This window comes from Bacillus crepusculi, assembly GCF_014764715.1.
Classification (GTDB): Bacteria; Bacillota; Bacilli; order Bacillales; family Bacillaceae; genus Bacillus.
On record NZ_JACXXE010000007.1, the window covers coordinates 178004 to 198080 of the forward strand.

Genomic DNA, 20077 nt, shown 5'->3' on the forward strand with positions numbered 1-20077 from the left:
AGGGGAGATGACTGTTTTTTTGCTTTTTGAGAAAATAAAAAAGCCATAGCAGCAGTTGAATGAACCAAACCACGACTATGGCTTAAATTTTTATTCCCCTAAATCCACATTATGATAAACCTGCTGCACGTCTTCAAGCTCTTCTAATACATCGATTAGTTTCTCGAATTGTGCTTTAGATTCATCATCTAATGTCACTTCGTTTTGAGGAAGCATGGTGATTTCAGCGACAGTAAATTCTTCTACGCCTGCTTGTTTGAACGCTTCTTGTACTTGATGGAATTGATCTGGTTCAGCGTATACAATCACTGTTTCATCTTCTTCCATGATGTCACGTACATCAACATCTGCTTCCATTAAAAGCTCAAGCGTTTCTTCCTCGCTTTTCCCTTCGACACCGATGACAGCGGTTTGGTCAAACATGTAAGCAACAGACCCACTCACGCCCATGTTTCCACCGTTTTTCCCAAATGCCGCACGAACATCTGACGCTGTACGGTTCACGTTATTGGTGAGGGCATCGACGATTACCATTGATCCGTTTGGACCAAATCCTTCGTAGCGCAGCTCATCGAAATTCTCTTCCGCACCGCCTTTTGCTTTTTCAATGGCACGGTCTACAATGTGTTTTGGGACACTATATGTTTTTGCACGTTCTAGGACAAAACGAAGTGCTTGGTTTGATTCTGGGTTTGGCTCACCTTGTTTGGCAGCCACATAGATTTCACGCCCGAATTTTGCGTAAATACGACTTGTACTGGCATCCTTTGATGCTTTCTTTTCTTTAATGTTGTTCCACTTACGACCCATCTTATTCACTCTCTTTCACTTAGTAAATACACAGTATGAGGGTCCCCATGCTGCATGAAATCATTCTGCCTTCTATTATACATGAAGCAGTCAAGAGGATAGAAGTAAGTGAACTGAAATGAAGAAAATTCCTTAGCTGATATACCCAAGCTGTTTTGTCCCAGTTAATGAGTTAACAAAAAACAATAAAAAATAACCTCACAACAAATGAGGTTATTTTGCAGGCTGTGGATATATGACTTCCTCGAGCAATTTCACATCGTGTTCATGAAGTTGTTTGATCATTTCTTTTCGCACAGCGAGGGCAGCTTCGAAGTATTTCTCATCCTCGACCATTCCTTTCACTGTGATCTCAATCCCGCGGTTCAGCTTATTGAGACCCATAATTCCATGAACCTGAAAGGGTTCAATGGCGTTTTGAAATTCATCTTTTTTGAGAAAATCATAATGCATTTGATTTAAATGGTCACATGCTGATTCGAGTGCTTGAAAGGCGATGTCTGGATTTTGATTTGCACTAATTAACACAGACTCCGTAATCCGCATGTAGTGCATATTGTAGTTCTGAATTTGCCGGATATCTCCGTTAGAAATCGTTAACAGCTTGCCGCTCCATTCTCTAATTTGCAGAGAGCGGAGACCAATTTCTTCAATGGTTCCATTAAAGAGGTTATTGACCGTTACATAATCCCCTTTATGAATCTGTCGTTCATAAATGAGGAAAATCCCTGCTAAAATATCGCGAATGAGTGTCTGGGCGCCAAAACCGATGACGATCCCAGCAACACCAGCACCCGCAAGAATTTTCCCGAAATCATGAAAGAAAAGAGAAATGACATATAGCACAAAGCAAATTGAAGCAGTGTATTTTGTGACAGATTTGACCAAGCTCTCGATCGTTTTCTTCTTCTTATCTTCAATAAATTCTGTTCGTTTAAAGAAAATTTGAAGGGCTTTGTTAATCATAAAGACGGCAAGCCAAAGAATGAGTCCAACTAGGAGAATTTCAATGTATTTATTTTGGAGCACTGTCAGAAATGTATCGTCCATCTATCGGTTACCCCCTGGCTGTACGAGAAGTAAAATCAACATCTTGATAATAGCTGTTTTTCACAAGAACATTCGGACCAAGGCATTGCACGCTTGGACAATGACAATTCAGTTCTTTCGCCAATTTTGTGTCCATCCAGCGTGTGTAAGCTGATTGCAATGTATCGGTTTCAATATTTCCAAGCGGCGGTGTATCGCCAAAGTCTGTCACAATAATATTCCCATCAAAAATATTCACATTCAACCGTGAGCGGCCATCAGGATCATTTCGTACCGTGACATTTTTCTCCTGGCGCAGCCGCTCGAGGAGGCGCTGATCCTCTTCATCTGTGCTACATGAATAAAATGGCAAGGTGCCAAACAGCATCCATGTGTTTTGATCACGAATATCAAGCAACTGATGAATCGCATCACGCATTTGCGGAAGCGTTAATGATTCAAGGGCGCTGGCGAAATCACTTGGGTACATCGGGTGAACTTCGTGGCGCTGGCATTTCATCTCGTCCACGATTTGACGATGGATGTGTTCAATATATGGAAGCGTGCGCTTATTGAGCATGGTTTCAGCGGATACTGTGACGCCTGCTTTGACAAGTGCCTGACTATTTTCAATCATGCGGTTAAATAATTTCTCGCGCTGCTCAAAGGTTGGTTTTCTATCCATCATCGCAAAGCCGACCGTTGCAAACTCTTCGACAGTGCCCCAGTTATGCGAAATGTGAAGAACATCTAAGTATGGAATAATCTCTTCATATCGCGCCAAATCAAGGGTTAAGTTTGAATTGATTTGTGTACGGACGCCGCGTTCATGGGCATACTTTAATAAAGGTACGACATATTCCCGCACGGATTTAAGAGAAAGCATCGGCTCTCCGCCTGTGATGCTAAGGGAACGCAGGAGCGGTACTTCATCTAAACGGCGAAGCAGCAGATCAAGCGGCAGTGCATTCGGGTCTTTAGGCTGCAACGTATAGCCGACCGCACAGTGCTCACATCTCATGTTACATAAAGTCGTTGTCGTCAATTCAATATTTGTCAGCTTCATCTCTCCGTAATCCTGCACATCGAGATAGGCTTCCCAAGGGTCATATGCAGGTGTAATCGGACGAAGTGCTGTTTTTTGGTTCATGGTATCTATCTCCTTTTCATTCGGGTAAACGTAGACCCGCCAACAGTTAATTTTAAGCCCCATGACCGTTATACGCAAGAGGGGAGCACAATTGATTTACAAGGGAAAAAAAGATAAGCTATAAACAAATGCTAAAGGGAGTGTATCAATGGGCAAGGCAGCAGACAGCAAAGAGCAGCAGGTTGATTATTTAAAAAACCGATTAGATATGTTTATGAATGTGATTGATTCATTAGATCCTGAATCAACAGACGTTGAGGATATAGACAGACTGATCCAGATGATTGATGACCTAGAAGCGAAGTATGAACGGTTTAAAAGCGATTGGAAGGAAGAGTAGCTCGCGCGGATGCGGGCTTTTTTCTTTAAATTGGCAGGTCAAAAAGCGTATGAGTACCCGGTATATTCTGCACAATAGAAGAAAAACCGGGAAGTGACGTAATGAAAAAATACATGCTGATCTGTTTATGTGCACTTTTTGTATCAATGCCTCTTTCAAAAGTGGAAGCGGTGTCTAATCAGCCCATCCACTGGGGATTTGCGAAAAGCAAACAGCACAAGCCAGCAGATGCCGGCAAAGAACTGACGACACTCTTAAAGAAATATGATGCTTTCTATTTAGGAAACACGAAAAAGAAAGAGATTTATTTTACCTTTGATAATGGCTATGAAAATGGGTACACACCCAAAATCTTAGACGTGCTGAAAAAGCACCAAGTACCAGGTACCTTTTTTGTGACCGGGCACTTCGTAAAGGACCAGCCCAAGCTCATTAAACGTATGGCAGAGGAAGGTCATATTATTGGCAACCATTCCTATCACCATCCAGATTTAACAACAAAGAGTACGAAAGAAATCAAAGAAGAGCTGGATCGTGTCAATGAAGCGGTATACAAAATTACAGGAAAACAAGATAACCTCTATCTTCGTCCGCCGCGCGGGGTGTTCAGTGAAAAAGTACTAAAGGAAACGAAACAGCTCGGCTACCAAACCGTTTTTTGGTCAGTGGCGTTTGTAGATTGGCACATTCATCATCAAAAAGGAAAACAGTACGCCTACGATCAAATGATGAAGCAGGCGCATCCAGGTGCCATTTACTTACTTCATACCGTCTCAAGAGACAATGCCGAGGCACTGGATGATGCCATTACCGCTCTGAAAAAACAAGGATATTCCTTTAAAAGCCTAGACGATCTCATGCTTGAAAAAGTATGGCATCTCCCGCAGCTATAGGAAAAAAGCTTGCAGAAGACCTGCAGGCTTTTTGATTTACTATTTAAAAATCCGAAACCACCCTTTATGCTTAAACCACAAAAGCATCCCTGTGACGAGCAGACCCATGAAAATCAGCACGCCAAAATAGCCATATTTCCAGTGTAATTCGGGCATGTTATCAAAGTTCATTCCGTACACCCCAACAATAAAGGTTAGTGGAATAAAAATGGTCGACACAATGGTCAGTGTCATCATGATCGCATTCATTCGGTTAGAATTCAGCGTCTGAAAGCTGTCTCTTAAATCTGCTGTCATATCCCGATTCGACTCGACGATCTCGGTTAGTTTTAAAAGATGATCATAAATATCATTAAAATACGCTTGCCGGTTCGTATTGCTTTTCATCATATTCGTGTTCACAATACGATATAAAAGGTCCCTCATCGGAATAATCGTTCTTCGAAGCTTGAGCAAATCTGATCGAATACCGAACACTTCGTTCATCAATGTTCCATACGTTTTATGACCTTCTTCGTCCTCGATTTCATTCAGCCTGTCCTCAATTTGATAAACAATGGGGAAATAATCGTCGACGAGCTGATCAATCAGCATGTAGGCGATATGCTCAGGGCCGCTATGTTTGGCTTTATCAGACCCTTTGAGCTTTCGAATGACACGGTCAATGTATGGTGCTTCCTTCAAATGAAAGGTCACGATATAATTTTCACCAACAAACAGATCGACTTCCTCATAACGAAGTGTTTTTTGATTAAGGGCATGAAGCACAAAAAATAAATAACCTTCATAAAAATCAAGCTTTGGCCGCTGTAAATAATGAAAGCAATCTTCAATCGCAAGCGGATGGAACTGAAAAAATTCCTTCAAAAGCGCTGCTTCCTTTTCCGTTGGCGCATAAAAATCAATCCAATACCAGGCGATATCGGGGCTTGAAAGCTGCTGCAATGTTGCATGTTCAATCAAGTCGCCGTTTTTTGTCACTGCAAGTTTTTTCAGCATGTGCACCCCTCCAGACTTGCATTATATCATGAAGCAGCAGCGGTGAACTTATACGTTTTTCCATAAAAAAGCCGATCTCATTTGCTGAGATCGGTCCAATGTGCGTGTATGATTGATGAATAAAACCGAGAATTAAGGACGACGGAAGTTTACGAAACCACCGTTACGGTCGAACCAGCCTCTAAATGCCCAGTTGATGTAGCCGCCGTCACCTTTGTTTGTGAAAGATCCATTTTCAAATACCCAAACTCCGTACGTAATGCTTCCGTATTTGACAGTAGCAAACGTTTTAACACCGTTGAAACGAGTCTCATAGCCTTGGCTTAGGTTAAATACCATGACATTGTATTTTGCGCCAGCAGCATAGAAAGCAGACTCCATTAATCCTTTGACAAAGCCTTCACGGTTTGTGTTTGCGTTTGCAGCATTAATTAATGCATTTGCAATTCCAAGAACGTCAAAGTTAATGTTAACATTTGTCGCATTTGTCGTTGCTTTACCTTCAGCAGCTTTGTTTAGAACAGTTTGCTGTAAAGTAGTTGAAACTGGAGCAGTCTTTTGCTCAGCAGCGTCAGCGAATACTGGTAGTGTCGAAGAAACAGCAGTGGCAAGGGCAACAGAAAGAATCGTTTTTTTCATTGGTCGGATCTCCTTTGTTTTTAAAATTTTGGGTCTTCCTTTTCGTAAAACGTGAAACTAGGTGAAGCCGGTCATCAATGAGGTAAATATGTTCCTGCAAGATGAAACAAATGATTGCCTAATCCGCTAATTCCTTTGTTCACCTCCTTGATATGTCATAATTATACAAATATTTTTAAAATGGAAGATATCACCCATAGGTTCTATTTCTAATTTGAGGTAAATGATCCTAAAATGTTGAAGGTTGCTGTCGAATTTTAGCTGAATTCGACTAAAAATGTTCATCCAGCCAAAAGGAGAATGACCACAAATAAGGAAGATATAACTGATAAATTCTTGTACTCTTTATGTTTAAAAGTATTCAATATAGAGAATGATTCATGCAAAATGAAACAATTGCATCTGCATGTGTTTACAGAAAAGGAGAGGGAAAATATGTGGAAAAAACAGCTGGTGGTGGACCCGCCATATCACTTCGATCAAGTGCTCAGACGTTTGTCGAGCGATCCATTAAAGGCGGTCGATTTGAATAAAAGAGAAATCAAAGTACCAATCAGATATGAACAAAAACCGTACGTTGTCGTCGTTCAAGCCACTGGAACGAAAGAAGCGCCTACGTTCAGGGTGCAAGCAAACGGTCCTGAGGAACCCCTCATATCTGAGGTGAAGCGGATATTTGGCATGGAGCATCAATTACACGTGGTTCAGGACCATTTTTCTCAAACAAATCTTGCACCCATTTTTGAACGTCATATCGGGACACCGCTCATGCTCGATTTTCATTTATATCATTGTTTGATGAAATGCATCATTCATCAGCAGCTTAATCTTGCGTTTGCTTACGAGCTCACGAAACGGTTTGTCCATACGTATGGTGAGCAAATAGAAGGCGTTTGGTTTGACCCTTTACCAGAAACCATTGCATCCCTTGAAACAGATGATTTGAGGAAGCTTCAATTCAGTCAACGGAAAGCGGAATATGTCATTGATGTCTCAAAGCGAATAGTGAGCGGCTCCCTTTGTTTAGAGGAATTACACGATTTAACTGATCTGGAGGTGGAAGAGCGATTGCTTCCGATTAGAGGCATTGGACCTTGGACGGTGCAAAATGTCCTCATGAATGGACTCGGAAGACCAAATCTCTTTCCGGTGGCAGATATCGGGATTCAAAATGCGATCAAGCGGCACTTTGATCTGCCTGAAAAGCCGACAAAAGAGGAGATGGTAGCCTTAAGCAAGGAGTGGGAGCCATATTTAAGCTACGCTTCCCTTTATTTATGGAGAAGTATTGAGACAGATAAGTAAATGAAACGCATTTTCTTTCATTGTCCAAGTCATGATATACTAATGAGATGGAATCAAATGAAGACAACCTATCAAGGTTTCAGATAGAACGGAGAGAATATAAATTGAAAGAAAAACAGCAAGGTGCCCTTTTGCAAAAGGGACAGCAGTTTCCGCTTACCATTAAACGCCTTGGCATTAATGGAGAAGGGGTCGGTTATTTTAAAAAGCAAGTGGTCTTTGTCCCGGGTGCACTTCCAGGTGAGGAAGTAGTAGTTGAAGCAACGAATGTCCAAGCAAAATATGCAGAAGGTACGGTCAGAAAAGTGCGAAAGCGCTCGGAGCATCGAGTGAAACCGCCATGCCCAGTATACGAAGAGTGCGGCGGCTGTCAGCTTCAGCATTTGGCGTACGAGCAGCAGCTGAAGGAAAAACGCGATATCGTCATTCAATCAATGGAACGCCATACAAAGCTATCGGTTGAAAAGCTAGACATTAGACCAACAATCGGTATGGAAGATCCATGGCACTACCGGAATAAAAGTCAGTTCCAAGTAGGACGGTCTCATAGCGGCGACATCATCGCAGGACTTTATGGGCTGAATTCTCATAAGCTTGTGCCAATCAAGGAATGTATCGTCCAGCATCCGAAAACGAACAAAACAACGGGTGTTGTCCGCAAAATTTTAGAGAAATTCGGTGTATCAGTCTACAACGAACGAACAAGAAAAGGCGACGTACGCTCGATTGTCGTTCGAGTTGGCTTTGAAACAGGTGAAGTACAAGTCGTCCTTGTCACATCGAAGCCTGAGTTTCCAAAGAAAAAAGAAATCGCTGAAGCCATTCAAAAACGTCTGCCAGAAGTGACGTCGATTATGCACAATATCAATGGTGAAAAAACGTCGGTCATCTTCGGCCATAAAACATCGCACCTAGCTGGCAACATGGTCATCCAAGAATTTTTAGGAGACGTTTCCTTTGAACTAAGTGCACGTGCATTCTTCCAATTGAATCCGAAACAGACATTAAAGCTTTACGACGAAGCAAAAAAAGCGGCTAAGCTGACAGGAAAAGAAAAGCTCGTCGATGCGTATTGCGGTGTTGGGACCATTGGTATGTGGCTTTCAGATGGCGCCAAAGAAGTAAGAGGAATGGATGTCATCAAAGAATCAATTGATGATGCCAAGAAAAATGCCAAAAAACACGGCATGAAAAACGCAACCTATGTGACAGGAACAGCGGAACATTGGCTACCAAAATGGGTCAAAGAAGGCTTCCGTCCTGACGTCATTGTCGTGGACCCGCCAAGAACAGGCTGCGAGCGCACCTTCTTAGACACCGTCAAACAAGTCAAACCAAAACGCTTTGTCTACGTCTCTTGCAACCCATCTACACTAGCAAAAGACCTCGAATACATGTCAAAAGACTACAAAATCGAATACATGCAGCCAGTGGATATGTTTCCTCATACGGCGCATGTGGAGACCGTTGTATCAATGGTTAGAGTATAAAAAGTGAAGTGAATAAAGACTGTCCGTGATTTGAATACTGGTGTCTAGCTAGTAGGATGATCACGGATTTTTTTATACACTTATCCATAGATATCGAACAGAGTAAACCATACGAATGAAAAAGAGGAGGATAACGATGAGCCGATTCGAGAGTCTGAGAAAATACATCCCTATGCTTCAGAAGGACCGTATCGGAGAATGGGTGATCGATCAAGAAAATGATGGCACAGCTGAACGCCCAATCCAGATGCCTTTTGTGCATTATTCTGAAACGGTCCAACACATTATCGAAGATATCTATACCTTTGCAGAACAACATCAAGAAATGGAGCTTACCCGCTACAGAAAGATCCTCAAAGAAAATGGCATTGAAGGTGGATTGAACGATATCGAGAATGTGGACATCTCAACTTTAAATGCGCAGTGTGTACTGGCTCTCATCATGGGGGGTGTAAGAGCTGAGCGATTTTGTGATGGTGCGATATTCAATTTCTTTAAAAGCGGAGCCATGTTAAAGTGTCTTGAAAGATTGGAGTGTTTGGAGTAAGAGAGGCTTATTACTGTTATTGGAGTGATCAAATGAAAAGTAAAACAGATGTAGCCAACACTTTTCCTCCTTTGAAAATAGAAAAAATTGATGAAATATTATTATATGATCTTGATGCAATAAAATTTGATAAAGAAGATGAACGTATAAAATTCATTTTACAAGATCCCTATTGTCCTGATAAACATCATATTCACAGTGTGTATGTCATTTATAAGAAGTCTATACTCAATTTACTTGAAGGTAGGATTCGTTCTATTCATAGTCATGAATTCATGAAATGCTAAGAAAAGGGATCGAACGATTTCTAAAGAAGATATAGAATACGTATTAGAGTTGGCTACAGTTGTGGTTCTTGCAAGTGAAAATAATGGAGTATTGACGAATTATTTTTATATTGGAGTCGGAGAAAGGTTAGATCGTTTTTTTAATCTATGCTTAGGTTATTCAACAGATTTACAAAAAAAGAGCATAAAGTAAGTTTGGAACGTTTTATGAATGATATGAAAATTGTTGAGCAGATGGGATTGTTAGAAAAATTTTAATGGATAATAGATGTAAGTTTTGGCTCGGGTGAAGGGGGGGCTTGTGTTAAGCTTGACCTCTGTATTGAACCTGATCTGGATCAGTGCTAGTACGGTTTTTGTATTGAGGGAACTACTTATTTCGGGTAGTTCCCTTTTTGATTTGAAGAATGCACCAGCTAAGTTGTTTATTTGCTACAATAGGAGTGAATATCCAAAGGTTGAAGGCATCAATTTTATACTAGCTTTTAGGGGTTAATCACAAGTCATCCTAAAAATGATGAATACCAAACAAAAGTACTGCTAGACAGGAGAGAATACATAATGCCAATAAGTGAGGAGATCATCAATCGTAAAGGCGCTCGAAAGGGGAGTGACATTCCTCATGACGTGCTGATCCTTTTGAATCATGGAGAGATACAGAGTGTGAATTTAACTGAATAGCTGGCTGTCAATCATAGGATACTCTTACAGCATGTCTTACCATCCATTGGTTTAGCCCAGCATTTAGACTATATTTTACGCGAGGTCGCCAAACAAAAAGCTGAGTCAGGAATGAAAGCGATTCGTCTCATAGGTCATTTGTTAGATGAAGTGATACTAAAAGAGAATGAGGAAAAACAAGTGGAAGTCATACAGGCATGTGCTCGGCACGTATCTGATAGCGTTCGCTGCTGGGCCGCTTATATGAACAAACAGCGTCCATCATCTTTGGAAGAGAAACTAGCGTACATTCAGCCATTTGCAGCTGATCAGCATTTTGGTGTTCGAGAAATTGCTTGGATGTCAGTGAGAGAAAATCTAAGTCAACAGCTCGACCAAAGTATAGAATATTTAACAGAATGGGCAAAAAGCGAGGATGAACATATTCGCCGATTCTCTGTTGAGGCGATACGTCCGAGAGGTGTATGGACAAAGCACATTGAGCGACTAAAACAAGAGCCAGAGAGGGCACTGCCTATTCTAGATTACCTCAAATCGGATCCATCAACATATGTTCAAGATTCTGTAGGGAACTGGCTTAATGACGCTAGTAAAACACAGCCGAATTGGGTACGAAGCCTGTGCGAACAGTGGTCAAAGGAATCTGATACAAAAGCGACTAGCAGAATTGTTAAGAAAGCCAAGAGAACGATTGTGAAGGGACATTTGTGATATGACATGAAATTCCTTTTTTGAGGGGATTTCTATTAATAAATCATTCAAAAAGAAAGTTCAAAGCTTGATTTTGCACTCATTTTAGCTGTCTTAACGTCTCAGTGTCATACTTTTGAATGAAATTGACTCAATAGAATTGACGAAAGAACAATGAATAGGTGAAGATGAAATAAACTGTAAGATAAAGGGAGACGAATGATGATACATATCGTTTTTGGTGCATCACCTGCTGGTAGTTTAAAACAAGCATTACGCGAAATGAAGCAAAATCACGTAAATGAGATCATCTCCTTTGATGACATTTATTCGATTGGACCCCTTTTCCATTTGCATGAACATGAAGGACAGGAGAAGCGTATAGAGTGGCTGCGTAACGTGATGTCAAATGAATTTGGCTATTTTGATGACATGGTCAACGATCAGTACAGAATGCTTCAGCAAATAAAAGATATAAAAGATGGTACGCATATCCTCATCTGGACAGGCAGTAACGCACATGAACAAATTGGCTTGCGCTATGCCATCTATTTATTAAAAGAGAAAAGCATCGAATTGTCACTAATCAATACAACGACTGCATTTGACCATCTGTTCAATACAAAAACAAGACGAATGGATATTCGACATGCCGGGGAAATCATATCTGAAAAGTTGAAGGTGTTGTACAGAAGTAAAGAGCATATTCACACAGTGACAAAAGATGAAAGAGAGAGATTACAAGACGAATGGCTTGCATTTGCGAAAAAAGATCATACGCTGCGAATATGGCGAAAAGGACAAACAATCAGTGTACCAGAGGATGAATTTGACGCCTATTTGGTTAAGATGGCTAAGCGAGTTCATCAGTCAGATCCCGAAGAGGAGTACATCAAAACGCCACGCTTAATTGGAGAAGTCATCGGTCATTTAGATCAGTATATCGGTGATGATTTTATTGAGTATCGGCTAAAGACATTAATTGATCAAGGCATTTTTGACATGATAGGAAGGCGAACTTCCATGCGTTATTACTCAATTAAACTGACAGAATTCGGTCGAAGCTTCAAAAAATGGGTGTGCTGTCGAGAATTTGAGGATCATCCTTTTGTGAAAATAGAAGGAGATTACGGTGGCGAACCTTTTCAATGTGGGCATTGTCAATGTCATTTAGAAAGAGATGATGTACCAATAAGCAATACACTTTTCTCAAACATCTGGAATTGGGCCCTACAATATGGCCGCTGGTTTGACGAAGAGACAGATGATTTGCTGCCAAATGGTGCAGATATGGAAAAGAAATTCAATCAAGAAGGAGAGCGTGTGACAGAAGAAGTGAAGCGTGCATTATCTCCTGCGTATCAAGTTGAATATAGCCCGAGTGAAATGACGAGATATGATATATAAATGAAAAATCTTTCTAAGGATGAAGCATTCATTGAACTGATGGATATGAATGTTTCATCCTTATTTTTATTTATGCAAGAATTTACGATACGCAGAAAAAACTGAATCTACAATAGAAAGGGAAAATATTGAAACATTTTTTCATTAAAACCGTAATAGAGATAGAGCGTTCAACAGAAACCTTTGAAACGGAGAGGAGTATTGCATGGAACAAGCTGCACTGAAAAAGATGAGGTCAAAACAAATAGTCGTCTCTAATTTAATAGCCGGCATCATGATCGTCGCTTTTTTTATCTTGATTCAAATGTCTGACATTCGATTTACACATTTCTTTCTTTGTTTAGGAATTATCATGCTCTTTCTAAGTATTTATGGTTTTATTAAAAAAGGATCAACAAAGTCTTTCATTCCCATTTTCGAGCAGATAGCCATTTATGAAAAAGAAAAATTGGGGGAAGAGTGGGAGAAAGAAAAGAGGTTAGAAAATATTTCGAGAGCGGTATTGAGTGGTCTGATGTTTCTTCAGTCATTTAGTTTCCAAGATGTAACGAATCCATTCTTAAACATACAACCTACACTTTTACTTTTCTTATTATTTGTAACTCTAGCCCTTATTAATTTAAGCATGTTTTTTCGCTTTAGAAAAATCGATCGGTCGACTGAAGGTGAATTAAAAGGCTATACAAAAGAGTCAAACATGATGGCAATGGCTTTAGGATTATTAACAGTGATTGTCATCTTCATCTTTATTGTCGTCTTTGTTCTTCCATAAGACTGAATCATTACGAGGTGAAACAAATGAATACAAACATACAACAACTGATAGATCAGACAAGAGTGAAATTTGGTTTAGATCAGTACCATCTAAAAAGACATAGTTTTCACCGTTACATCAATATGTTCAATGAAACGATTTATACCTTGAATATGGAGTGGTTTCCCCCTCACGAAGCAGAGCCTAAGGACGACGATATCAACCCGGACGGCGCAGCCGTGATTGAAGTGAATTTGAATACGGGACAGGTGGAAACGGTTATTTTTGTCATGGACAAAACCTATGCGCAGAATGGTGTCACATTTAAGAGACCTTATCCAGCTCATGCCATTCAGTGGATTGAACAAGAAACAGGCTTGATCTATGGTGAGCATTTCCACATGCATCAGAAGGAAAAAGGGGCACTTCTTTTTGAAGAAAACATTGATGGTGTGAAAGTGACCCCTTCAGGCACAATTGAGGTCAAATGGGATGAGCATGGGCAGCTCATTTACTTTACACATCACGGTCCATTTTTAGCCAAAACATTACTGAGAGCTGAAGAATACGTGCTTTCCATTGAGATGATCGAAAGCTTAGCAAAGCAGCAAGTGCAGCGACTTGAATGGCCTTCCTTTGAGCAAAATCGAATCCGGTTTATTTATGCATTAGAAGAAATCTATGTGAAGAACGATGGAACAGGACATATTCCGTTTGAAATTGGGCGTGAAGAAACTCATTGCATAAACATGAATCAGGTCATGGAGTGGAATGAACCATTAAACAATTCCTTCGAAAAAAAAGAAATGAATATACATGAGGACATTTCAGCTGAACAAGTCTTCTCATTAGAACCTTCACCGGATACAATCCCGATATCAAAAGAGGAGCAGGATGAGTGTATAGAAGCGGTCCGAACCTTTTTACGACAGAAATATACCGAGGATACAGGAAAGTGGGTCCTCACAACACTGCATCGTGACCATGGTTACATCCATGCGATATTAAAACCGAATCAGCAAGAAGGCAGTGGATTTATGGATAAGATCAAGGTCTTCATTGATGCCAGCTCGTTTGAAGCCGTTAATTACATAGATAAAAAAGAGATGTTTCAAGTGTGCGGGATACTTAACCCATCTCAAGCGGCTAGTGAAATCACCCTATCAAAGGAAGAAGCCTTTGAAAAATTGAGAGAACGGCTTGAATTAAAGCCAATCTACGTCTATGACGTTGCGCAAAAACAATACGTTTTATGCGGAAAATTGGATTGTCATGATGGCGTGGATGCAGCGAGTGGAGAAGTGATTCCTTTACAGGATATTTGAAGCGGCACATGACGACTTTTGAAAGAACAGTAAATTGCTGTTCTTTTTTGTCCCATCCACCTATTTTTTTGCAGAAAAATGGAATTTTGTAGCAGGAAGATGTCGTTTCATCACGAAAGAAACAGATAAGAACATGATCATAGGTCCATTGTTTGGATTCGCGGGAAAGACTATGAGACATTATTGTAAACGTCATACATACTAAGCAGTCCTAACAGTACTGTTGATCTACAATTGATCTTTAGAAGAGAGACATTGTGTCTCTCGTAGTATGCGAAAATACGTGGGCTGAGATCGTATGATGAGTTGAACATGTTTGTTTTTAGTGAGTTTGAAGTCATGATAGAAGAAAGTGAGGATATCTACCTTGAGTACATTGGAAGTGTTTCGTCAGTTTTTGGTTGACCATTATCCTGCGTTACAAGATGAGCTTTGGTTAAAAGATGTTGATACCCTTCGAATCTCTCCTATTCTTCATCCTTTTCTGAAAAGCAAGCTGCCAGAGGGGATTGAAAAATTCACCTGTGTACTATTCACGCAACAAACAGAACAAACAGCTGCCCCGCTCAAAGTATACCTTCTATTAGATGAATATGAGCAATCACTTTACGCCATTGATTTGATGAATGAACAAATAGCGCTTCATTAATGAATGAAAAAGCTGCTTGAGAGCTCCTCAGCAGCTTTTTTTGATGAACATTAGTCGATCATATCAATCAATCTTCGATTCAAGTTGTCCAATTCTTTCTTTGTTGGAAAAGAGCTGATCAGTAGTGAAAATGTATTGAATAGGAAGCTAAGTATCGATCATAATCATATCTATCTCAAGTTGATCCATCGTAAAATCATGTAATGTAATTTCTAGACTTGTGAAGTTGTGAATGAGAGGAGGCACGCTTAATTTTATTAAATCAGCAATAAACAAACTATGATAATAGCCTAATGTTGAAATAACAAAAATGTTCAAAACGTTTCTTCGCTCCATTTCCAAATGAACAAGCTCTCATTCGGACTTCTCCTATTCTTCAAAGCTTCAGATTGGTAATGAAAAATTCACATGTGTTTTGTTCACGCAGCAGACAGCATCTTTCTATTGAATGAGAAAAGCGAATCGATTTACGCAATGGATCTATTGCTTGAACAGAACGATCCACATTAACGAGATGCAAAAAAGGAAGGGGTTTTGACTTCCTTCCTTTTTTGTCATTATTGAATTACGCGAACAGCTTCAGCCCAACCACACCAATCACAACAAGCAGTACACTGAGCATCCGAATCATGTTTTTCGGCTCTTTAAAGAGAAACATATTGAACAAGACAGAGCCCGCAGTCCCAAGTCCAATCCAGACCGTATAAGCGACGGATACTTGAATGGAAGAGAACGACGCATATAAAAACACAAAGGATAAGGCAAACCCGCCGACAAATAAGATACCTGTCGTGATTTGCTTTTTCTTACTAAACATATTTAAGCCAATGGTCCCGCCGATTTCGCAGGCAGAGGCTAATAACACAAAAAACCAGCCCATGTTATACCGCTTCTCCTTTCTGCTCATGTGCATCTCCATCAGACACTTTTAGTCCAATAATACCGAGGACCAATATCCCCATAAACAATAGCTTTTCGAATGAAAAAGAGCCGCCGAACAGCGCATAATCCATAATAGACGTACCGATGGTTCCAACGCCGGCAAACACAGCGTACACCGTTCCTGTTGGTAGCTTCTCACAGGCTTTCATTAAAAAATAAAAATCAATCGGGATCAGGCAGATAATGATAGCCCACTCCCACACAGCATCTGCTTTATTTAAACCGAACACCCACAGTAATTCGAATAAGCAAGTGAGTGCGACATACATCCAGCTTTTCTTCATGATATTCCCTCCTAAAACTGACGATTCGTCATTTTGAAGCCGAAAAAGAACGTACAGCAGGTGCTGTACTATGTTAAGGTGTCTCTATGCCAAGTGCGTAAAGGAGAAATTGCTTGACCTCCTGCTTTTGAATCAGCACCTCTTCTGTATCTGTTTCTGTAAACAAGTACATTTGCTCAGCAGACGATTCAAGTAAACCGATAATGAACTTCGCCGCATAATGACAATTCAAATTGGCACGAACTCTTTCATTCTGCTTTGCCTTTTCTAAAAAAGTAGCGACCCATTTGTAGAGCGGTTCATAAATATCTTCCCATTCCTTTAAATGCTCAGTTGCGGCTAAACCTGAATAGGTTAGGGCAAGGACATCACGGTATTGTCTTGTAAAAGAGAAGATAAATTCAACAAGCGCATCTGCTTGATCGAGTACATCTGCATGCTGGGTTAATTCCTTTTCAATGGCAGGTACCATCTGTGAGATCAGATGCTCGGCGATAGCAGGCATCACAGACAGCTTTGAAGGAAAATATAAATAATACGTTCCTTGCGCCACTCCTGCTGCTTTCACAATATCTGAAATGGTCGTCTTTTCAATTCCTTTTTCTTTAAACGCATCAATGGCAGCAAGCATAATCTTTTCTCGTTTTGACATATCATCACCGACCTTAAATGACTGAATGTCAGTCAGTTTAACGAAAAAATGACGATTTGTCAATAAGGCATTCCCTTCATTGATTGTGAGAATAAGAGATGAATAGATGCGGTCAGCCCTGAATAAGCTGTAACATGGTCAAGCATGATGTGAGAAAGGGGCAGCTCTCCGTATGACATCCAGCGCTATGTTTTCAATCACTTATTTCCTTCTGCTCGTCCCGCTCTATTTTTATATGAGATACAGACACGCAAAAAAGCACCAACGTTTTATCTATTTGCGAACAGAAATAGTCCTTGCCTGTCTGTTTATTTATACGAATGTTCTATTATATTTGACGGTCTTTCCGAATCGTTTTTCCGCACCAAGGGATCAGGTGAGCGTCAATCTCATGCCTTTGCAATCTATTTATCAAAATCTTCACGCCTACCATCATGGCTATCCCAATCTCGTCTTTTTAAATTTAGCAGGGAACATTCTATTATTTGTGCCACTCGGTTTTTTTCTTTATCAAGCCTTTCGGACCATGTGCTGGCAAAAGGCGGTTTTAGCCGGCTTGTTCTTGTCAACAATGATCGAAGTGCTTCAATGGATGTTCTCGCAATCTGGTATGATTACAAGAAGCAGCGATATTGATGATATCCTTTTAAATACAGTTGGCACAGCGCTAGGCTGTACCTTGTATCAGATGTATCGACGACGGAAGGAGAAAATCAGGTGAAGCGAGTTTGTATCATTCCATGTGGCGCGAAGAAAATATGGGACGTAAATCCAGGGGCAGGAAGTCAGCCGGCGAATCTTGTCTACTTAAGTCCACTGCATCAGCGTACGAAAAGCTATGCCAAAACATTCTTTTCAGACTGGCTGATCTTATCGGCGAAGCACGGATTCTTAAAGGCAGAAGAGATCATTCATGAAAATTATGATGTGGCTTTTGGCATGCCGCATGCGGATCAGATGACGCAAGAAGAACTGAGCCATCAATTTCAAGAAAAACATCTCACTGCATATGATGAACTAGTGATACTAGGTGGAAAGAAATATCGAAAGGTGATGGATCCTTTATTACATCCTCATCAAACAGCGATTTATCCGCTGGCTCCATATAAGGGAATTGGCTATATGCTTCAGGCGTTAAAGAGAGCCGTTGAGACAAACATAGAACTTCCGCCGCATATTTAAACAATTCACAACTCCCAGTAAGCAGGGTTTTGATCATCAAAAAGAGAATGATTGAAGTAGCGATGCTGATCGTTTCATATTCTTTTCAGTTGCTACCAGGATGTCCGCATCGCTCATGATGAGGTGGCACAATGAAAAAGGGGGCATATGAACATGACAACCATCTATTTAGCTGGTGATTCAACCGTTTCATCCTACCCAGATCGTCCTGTTCAAGGAGGATGGGGAGAGTTTTTACACCGCTATACGGCGCATGACGTCAAAGTCGAGAACCGGGCAATCGGTGGAAGAAGCTCAAAAACATTCATTGAAGAAGGACGCCTTGATGACATATTGGCTGAGATTCAGCCGGGAGACTGGCTTTTCACACAAATGGGGCACAATGATGCTTCCAAGGAGAAGCCAGAGCGGCATACTGAGCCATTTACGACGTATAAAAGTTATTTGTCTCAATATATTCATGGAGCAAGAGCAAAAGGAGCAACGCCGCTTTTGTTAACACCCGTTGGCCGTTTTCATGAAAAAGACGGGGAATATATCAATGATTTCCCTGATTACTGTGCCGCTATGAAAGAGCTAGCCGATGAAGAAGAGGTTCTTCTTGTCGATTTAAATACCGCAAGTCTTCAGTTTTATCAAATTTCCGGCATAGAGAAAACAACCTCTTACTTTATGCTGTCAACAGGCATTGAGGATCGCACGCATTTTACAAAAGAAGGAGCAGATGCAATTGCAAGACTTGTTTCTCTTGAACTAAAGGACCTTGGTTTAACCATTGTATGATGTATGACAGGACGGGCGAATGCTCGTCCTGTTCTTTTTTTGCAGAAAGCTATTGATTCCCATAACCAGAGTAGACTACAATAGATACATATGATAATGAGAATCAATATCAATGATAAATAGATCAAACGATGAAAAACAACTGGAGGGACTCAAATGACAGATCAGCTTGAATTGTTTGACGTCACCATTATTGGCGGCGGGCCAGCAGGAATGTACACCGCTTTTTATAGCGGGATGCGGGACTTAAAGACGAAGGTGCTTGAGTACAACGAAAGACTTGGCGGTAAAATTCTACTTTACTCTGAAAAAGTGATTTGGGACGTGGGCGGTTTGCCGCCAACAAGAGGAGAACAGCTGATTCAGCAGCTCGAGACGCAGGCGAAAACATTTGAACCCGAGATTGCACTGAATCAAAAAATCACGACATTCGAGCGCGTGGAGAATGGTCATATCCTGCTGACAGCTGAAAACGGAGATCGTCATTTGACAAAGACCCTCATTTTAGCTATGGGTCACGGGATTCCTGTCCAGCGGAAGCTTGAAATCGAGCATGCAGACCGTTATGAGGTCACAAACCTTTATTACACTGTGCAGGAGCTCAAGACATTTGCAGGAAAGCGAGTAGTCATCTCTGGAGGCGGCGACTCAGCGGTCGATTGGGCAAATGCCCTTGTGCCGATTGCTGAAAGTGTCACCGTTGTGCACCGCCGGGACATGTTTGGCGGACATGAGAAAAATGTTGCCAACATGAAGGCATCCTCTGCACGGATATTAACCCCACATGAACTGACAGAGCTTCATGGTCAAGGTGACACAATTGATGCGGTCACAATTCAAAACATAGAGACAGGCGAAATCGAACGATTGGAAACAGACGCTGTCATCGTCAATCACGGAATGAAAGGTGATTTAAGTGTTCTATCAGAATGGGGCCTCAAGCAGGGGGAATGGGGACTGATCGAGGTCAATGAACACATGGAAACCAATTTATCAGGCGTCTATGCGGTAGGCGACTTATGTACACACAAAAGCAAAGTCCGTTTAATTGCTGGTACGTTTGTCGACGGAGTAAATGCGCTCAATAGCGCAAAGCTTTACATTGAACCAGAAGCTGAAAAAGTGGCGTACGTCTCCTCCCATAATGAACGCTTTAAAGAGAAAAACAAAGAATTACAAACAGCTGGAGCTCGTTGATCAACATCCAGTCAAACATTGAAGTGCTGAAATGGTGTTTAT

Annotated in this window: 22 protein-coding genes and 1 pseudogene; 15 read left to right on the top strand and 8 right to left on the bottom strand. The window is 40.9% G+C overall.

The genetic code is table 11. The annotated features are described in order from the left end of the window. Nucleotides 1-90: 90 nt before the first annotated feature. The 3 genes from IEE86_RS13755 to yfkAB form a co-directional block, all read right to left on the bottom strand. Nucleotides 91-810: a YebC/PmpR family DNA-binding transcriptional regulator gene (locus tag IEE86_RS13755; RefSeq protein WP_003218036.1), complete on the bottom strand. Its 720-nt coding sequence runs from the start codon at nt 808-810 to the stop codon at nt 91-93. Between the two features lie 213 nt (nt 811-1023). Then, complete coding sequence (locus IEE86_RS13760; RefSeq protein WP_191097726.1) at nt 1024-1860, bottom strand: mechanosensitive ion channel family protein; 837 nt, start codon at nt 1858-1860, stop codon at nt 1024-1026. A 7-nt stretch (nt 1861-1867) separates the two neighbouring features. Next, nucleotides 1868-2989: a radical SAM/CxCxxxxC motif protein YfkAB gene (yfkAB, locus tag IEE86_RS13765; RefSeq protein WP_191097727.1), complete on the bottom strand. Its 1122-nt coding sequence runs from the start codon at nt 2987-2989 to the stop codon at nt 1868-1870. A gap of 148 nt (nt 2990-3137) precedes the next feature. On the opposite strand from yfkAB, the gene IEE86_RS13770 reads away from it, so the two are divergent. Further along, a complete protein-coding gene (locus IEE86_RS13770; protein WP_044139757.1) occupies nt 3138-3329 on the top strand; it encodes an SE1561 family protein in 192 nt (63 codons plus the stop codon). Between the two features lie 101 nt (nt 3330-3430). Then, nucleotides 3431-4222 (top strand): delta-lactam-biosynthetic de-N-acetylase, encoded by a 792-nt coding sequence (gene pdaA / locus IEE86_RS13775; RefSeq protein WP_191097728.1) that lies wholly within the window; start codon nt 3431-3433, stop codon nt 4220-4222. 39 nt (nt 4223-4261) lie between these two features. Here the strand turns inward: pdaA and corA are convergent, their stop codons facing one another. Together corA and IEE86_RS13785 are read right to left on the bottom strand one after the other, a co-directional pair. Continuing rightward, nucleotides 4262-5221 (bottom strand): magnesium/cobalt transporter CorA, encoded by a 960-nt coding sequence (gene corA / locus IEE86_RS13780; protein ID WP_191097729.1) that lies wholly within the window; start codon nt 5219-5221, stop codon nt 4262-4264. A gap of 132 nt (nt 5222-5353) precedes the next feature. Further along, entirely contained in the window at nt 5354-5860 is a 507-nt protein-coding gene (locus IEE86_RS13785) for a stress protein (protein ID WP_191097730.1), read from the bottom strand. Nucleotides 5861-6295: 435 nt separating this feature from the next. Between IEE86_RS13785 and IEE86_RS13790 the strand changes: the two genes are divergently transcribed. The 9 genes and pseudogenes from IEE86_RS13790 (at nt 6296) to IEE86_RS13830 (ending at nt 14995) form a co-directional block, all read left to right on the top strand. Continuing rightward, nucleotides 6296-7165, top strand: a complete 870-nt coding sequence (locus IEE86_RS13790; protein WP_191097731.1) for a DNA-3-methyladenine glycosylase family protein — start codon at nt 6296-6298, stop codon at nt 7163-7165. A gap of 104 nt (nt 7166-7269) precedes the next feature. Beyond that, complete coding sequence (gene rlmD / locus IEE86_RS13795) at nt 7270-8655, top strand: 23S rRNA (uracil(1939)-C(5))-methyltransferase RlmD (protein ID WP_191097732.1); 1386 nt, start codon at nt 7270-7272, stop codon at nt 8653-8655. A 136-nt stretch (nt 8656-8791) separates the two neighbouring features. After that, nucleotides 8792-9202 carry a DUF6508 domain-containing protein gene (locus tag IEE86_RS13800; RefSeq protein ID WP_191097733.1) on the top strand — a complete coding sequence of 137 codons (411 nt, stop codon included), beginning with the start codon at nt 8792-8794 and terminating at the stop codon, nt 9200-9202. Nucleotides 9203-9234: 32 nt separating this feature from the next. Then, on the top strand, nt 9235-9489 hold the full coding sequence (locus IEE86_RS19380) for a hypothetical protein (RefSeq protein WP_224740989.1): 255 nt from the start codon (nt 9235-9237) through the stop codon (nt 9487-9489). A 561-nt stretch (nt 9490-10050) separates the two neighbouring features. Further along, nucleotides 10051-10881 (top strand): annotated as a pseudogene (locus tag IEE86_RS13810) (DNA alkylation repair protein). Nucleotides 10882-11082: 201 nt separating this feature from the next. Further along, a complete protein-coding gene (locus IEE86_RS13815) occupies nt 11083-12267 on the top strand; it encodes a DUF1835 domain-containing protein (RefSeq protein ID WP_191097734.1) in 1185 nt (394 codons plus the stop codon). Nucleotides 12268-12472: 205 nt separating this feature from the next. Then, nucleotides 12473-13039, top strand: a complete 567-nt coding sequence (locus IEE86_RS13820) for a hypothetical protein (RefSeq protein ID WP_191097735.1) — start codon at nt 12473-12475, stop codon at nt 13037-13039. A 26-nt stretch (nt 13040-13065) separates the two neighbouring features. After that, nucleotides 13066-14346: a hypothetical protein gene (locus tag IEE86_RS13825; RefSeq protein ID WP_191097736.1), complete on the top strand. Its 1281-nt coding sequence runs from the start codon at nt 13066-13068 to the stop codon at nt 14344-14346. A gap of 367 nt (nt 14347-14713) precedes the next feature. Beyond that, nucleotides 14714-14995 (top strand): hypothetical protein, encoded by a 282-nt coding sequence (locus IEE86_RS13830; protein ID WP_191097737.1) that lies wholly within the window; start codon nt 14714-14716, stop codon nt 14993-14995. Between the two features lie 565 nt (nt 14996-15560). On the opposite strand, the gene IEE86_RS13835 is transcribed toward IEE86_RS13830, so the two are convergent. From IEE86_RS13835 to IEE86_RS13845, 3 genes are all read right to left on the bottom strand, one after another. Next, nucleotides 15561-15875, bottom strand: a complete 315-nt coding sequence (locus IEE86_RS13835) for a DMT family transporter (protein WP_191097738.1) — start codon at nt 15873-15875, stop codon at nt 15561-15563. Between the two features lies 1 nt (nt 15876). Then, nucleotides 15877-16221, bottom strand: a complete 345-nt coding sequence (locus tag IEE86_RS13840; protein ID WP_191097739.1) for a DMT family transporter — start codon at nt 16219-16221, stop codon at nt 15877-15879. Nucleotides 16222-16294: 73 nt separating this feature from the next. Next, the gene (locus IEE86_RS13845; protein ID WP_191097756.1) at nt 16295-16873 is read right to left on the bottom strand and encodes a TetR/AcrR family transcriptional regulator; all 579 of its coding nucleotides are present in this window, start codon (nt 16871-16873) and stop codon (nt 16295-16297) included. Nucleotides 16874-17045: 172 nt separating this feature from the next. Here IEE86_RS13845 and IEE86_RS13850 point away from each other — a divergent pair, with 172 nt between their 5' ends. The 4 genes from IEE86_RS13850 to IEE86_RS13865 all read left to right on the top strand — a co-directional run bounded on the left by IEE86_RS13850 (nt 17046) and on the right by IEE86_RS13865 (nt 20035). Beyond that, the gene (locus tag IEE86_RS13850) at nt 17046-17594 is read left to right on the top strand and encodes a VanZ family protein (RefSeq protein ID WP_191097740.1); all 549 of its coding nucleotides are present in this window, start codon (nt 17046-17048) and stop codon (nt 17592-17594) included. Next, nucleotides 17591-18055, top strand: coding sequence for a DUF6884 domain-containing protein (locus tag IEE86_RS13855; RefSeq protein WP_191097741.1), 465 nt, complete (start codon nt 17591-17593; stop codon nt 18053-18055). The genes IEE86_RS13850 and IEE86_RS13855 overlap by 4 nt, the downstream gene beginning before the upstream one ends. Before the next feature lie 153 nt (nt 18056-18208). After that, nucleotides 18209-18838, top strand: a complete 630-nt coding sequence (locus IEE86_RS13860; protein WP_191097742.1) for a rhamnogalacturonan acetylesterase — start codon at nt 18209-18211, stop codon at nt 18836-18838. A 156-nt stretch (nt 18839-18994) separates the two neighbouring features. Continuing rightward, the gene (locus tag IEE86_RS13865) at nt 18995-20035 is read left to right on the top strand and encodes an NAD(P)/FAD-dependent oxidoreductase (RefSeq protein ID WP_191097743.1); all 1041 of its coding nucleotides are present in this window, start codon (nt 18995-18997) and stop codon (nt 20033-20035) included. The last annotated feature ends 42 nt before the right edge of the window (nt 20036-20077 follow it).

Bases quoted from the DNA above. Each gene is read 5' to 3' on its own strand.
- IEE86_RS13755 (WP_003218036.1), bottom strand. From the start codon at position 810: ATGGGTCGTAAGTGGAACAACATTAAAGAAAAGAAAGCATCAAAGGAT.
- IEE86_RS13760 (WP_191097726.1), bottom strand. From the start codon at position 1,860: ATGGACGATACATTTCTGACAGTGCTCCAAAATAAATACATTGAAATT.
- yfkAB (WP_191097727.1), bottom strand. From the start codon at position 2,989: ATGAACCAAAAAACAGCACTTCGTCCGATTACACCTGCATATGACCCT.
- IEE86_RS13770 (WP_044139757.1), top strand. From the start codon at position 3,138: ATGGGCAAGGCAGCAGACAGCAAAGAGCAGCAGGTTGATTATTTAAAA.
- pdaA (WP_191097728.1), top strand. From the start codon at position 3,431: ATGAAAAAATACATGCTGATCTGTTTATGTGCACTTTTTGTATCAATG.
- corA (WP_191097729.1), bottom strand. From the start codon at position 5,221: ATGCTGAAAAAACTTGCAGTGACAAAAAACGGCGACTTGATTGAACAT.
- IEE86_RS13785 (WP_191097730.1), bottom strand. From the start codon at position 5,860: ATGAAAAAAACGATTCTTTCTGTTGCCCTTGCCACTGCTGTTTCTTCG.
- IEE86_RS13790 (WP_191097731.1), top strand. From the start codon at position 6,296: ATGTGGAAAAAACAGCTGGTGGTGGACCCGCCATATCACTTCGATCAA.
- IEE86_RS13800 (WP_191097733.1), top strand. From the start codon at position 8,792: ATGAGCCGATTCGAGAGTCTGAGAAAATACATCCCTATGCTTCAGAAG.
- IEE86_RS19380 (WP_224740989.1), top strand. From the start codon at position 9,235: ATGAAAAGTAAAACAGATGTAGCCAACACTTTTCCTCCTTTGAAAATA.
- IEE86_RS13815 (WP_191097734.1), top strand. From the start codon at position 11,083: ATGATACATATCGTTTTTGGTGCATCACCTGCTGGTAGTTTAAAACAA.
- IEE86_RS13820 (WP_191097735.1), top strand. From the start codon at position 12,473: ATGGAACAAGCTGCACTGAAAAAGATGAGGTCAAAACAAATAGTCGTC.
- IEE86_RS13825 (WP_191097736.1), top strand. From the start codon at position 13,066: ATGAATACAAACATACAACAACTGATAGATCAGACAAGAGTGAAATTT.
- IEE86_RS13835 (WP_191097738.1), bottom strand. From the start codon at position 15,875: ATGGGCTGGTTTTTTGTGTTATTAGCCTCTGCCTGCGAAATCGGCGGG.
- IEE86_RS13840 (WP_191097739.1), bottom strand. From the start codon at position 16,221: ATGAAGAAAAGCTGGATGTATGTCGCACTCACTTGCTTATTCGAATTA.
- IEE86_RS13845 (WP_191097756.1), bottom strand. From the start codon at position 16,873: ATGTCAAAACGAGAAAAGATTATGCTTGCTGCCATTGATGCGTTTAAA.
- IEE86_RS13850 (WP_191097740.1), top strand. From the start codon at position 17,046: ATGACATCCAGCGCTATGTTTTCAATCACTTATTTCCTTCTGCTCGTC.
- IEE86_RS13860 (WP_191097742.1), top strand. From the start codon at position 18,209: ATGACAACCATCTATTTAGCTGGTGATTCAACCGTTTCATCCTACCCA.
- IEE86_RS13865 (WP_191097743.1), top strand. From the start codon at position 18,995: ATGACAGATCAGCTTGAATTGTTTGACGTCACCATTATTGGCGGCGGG.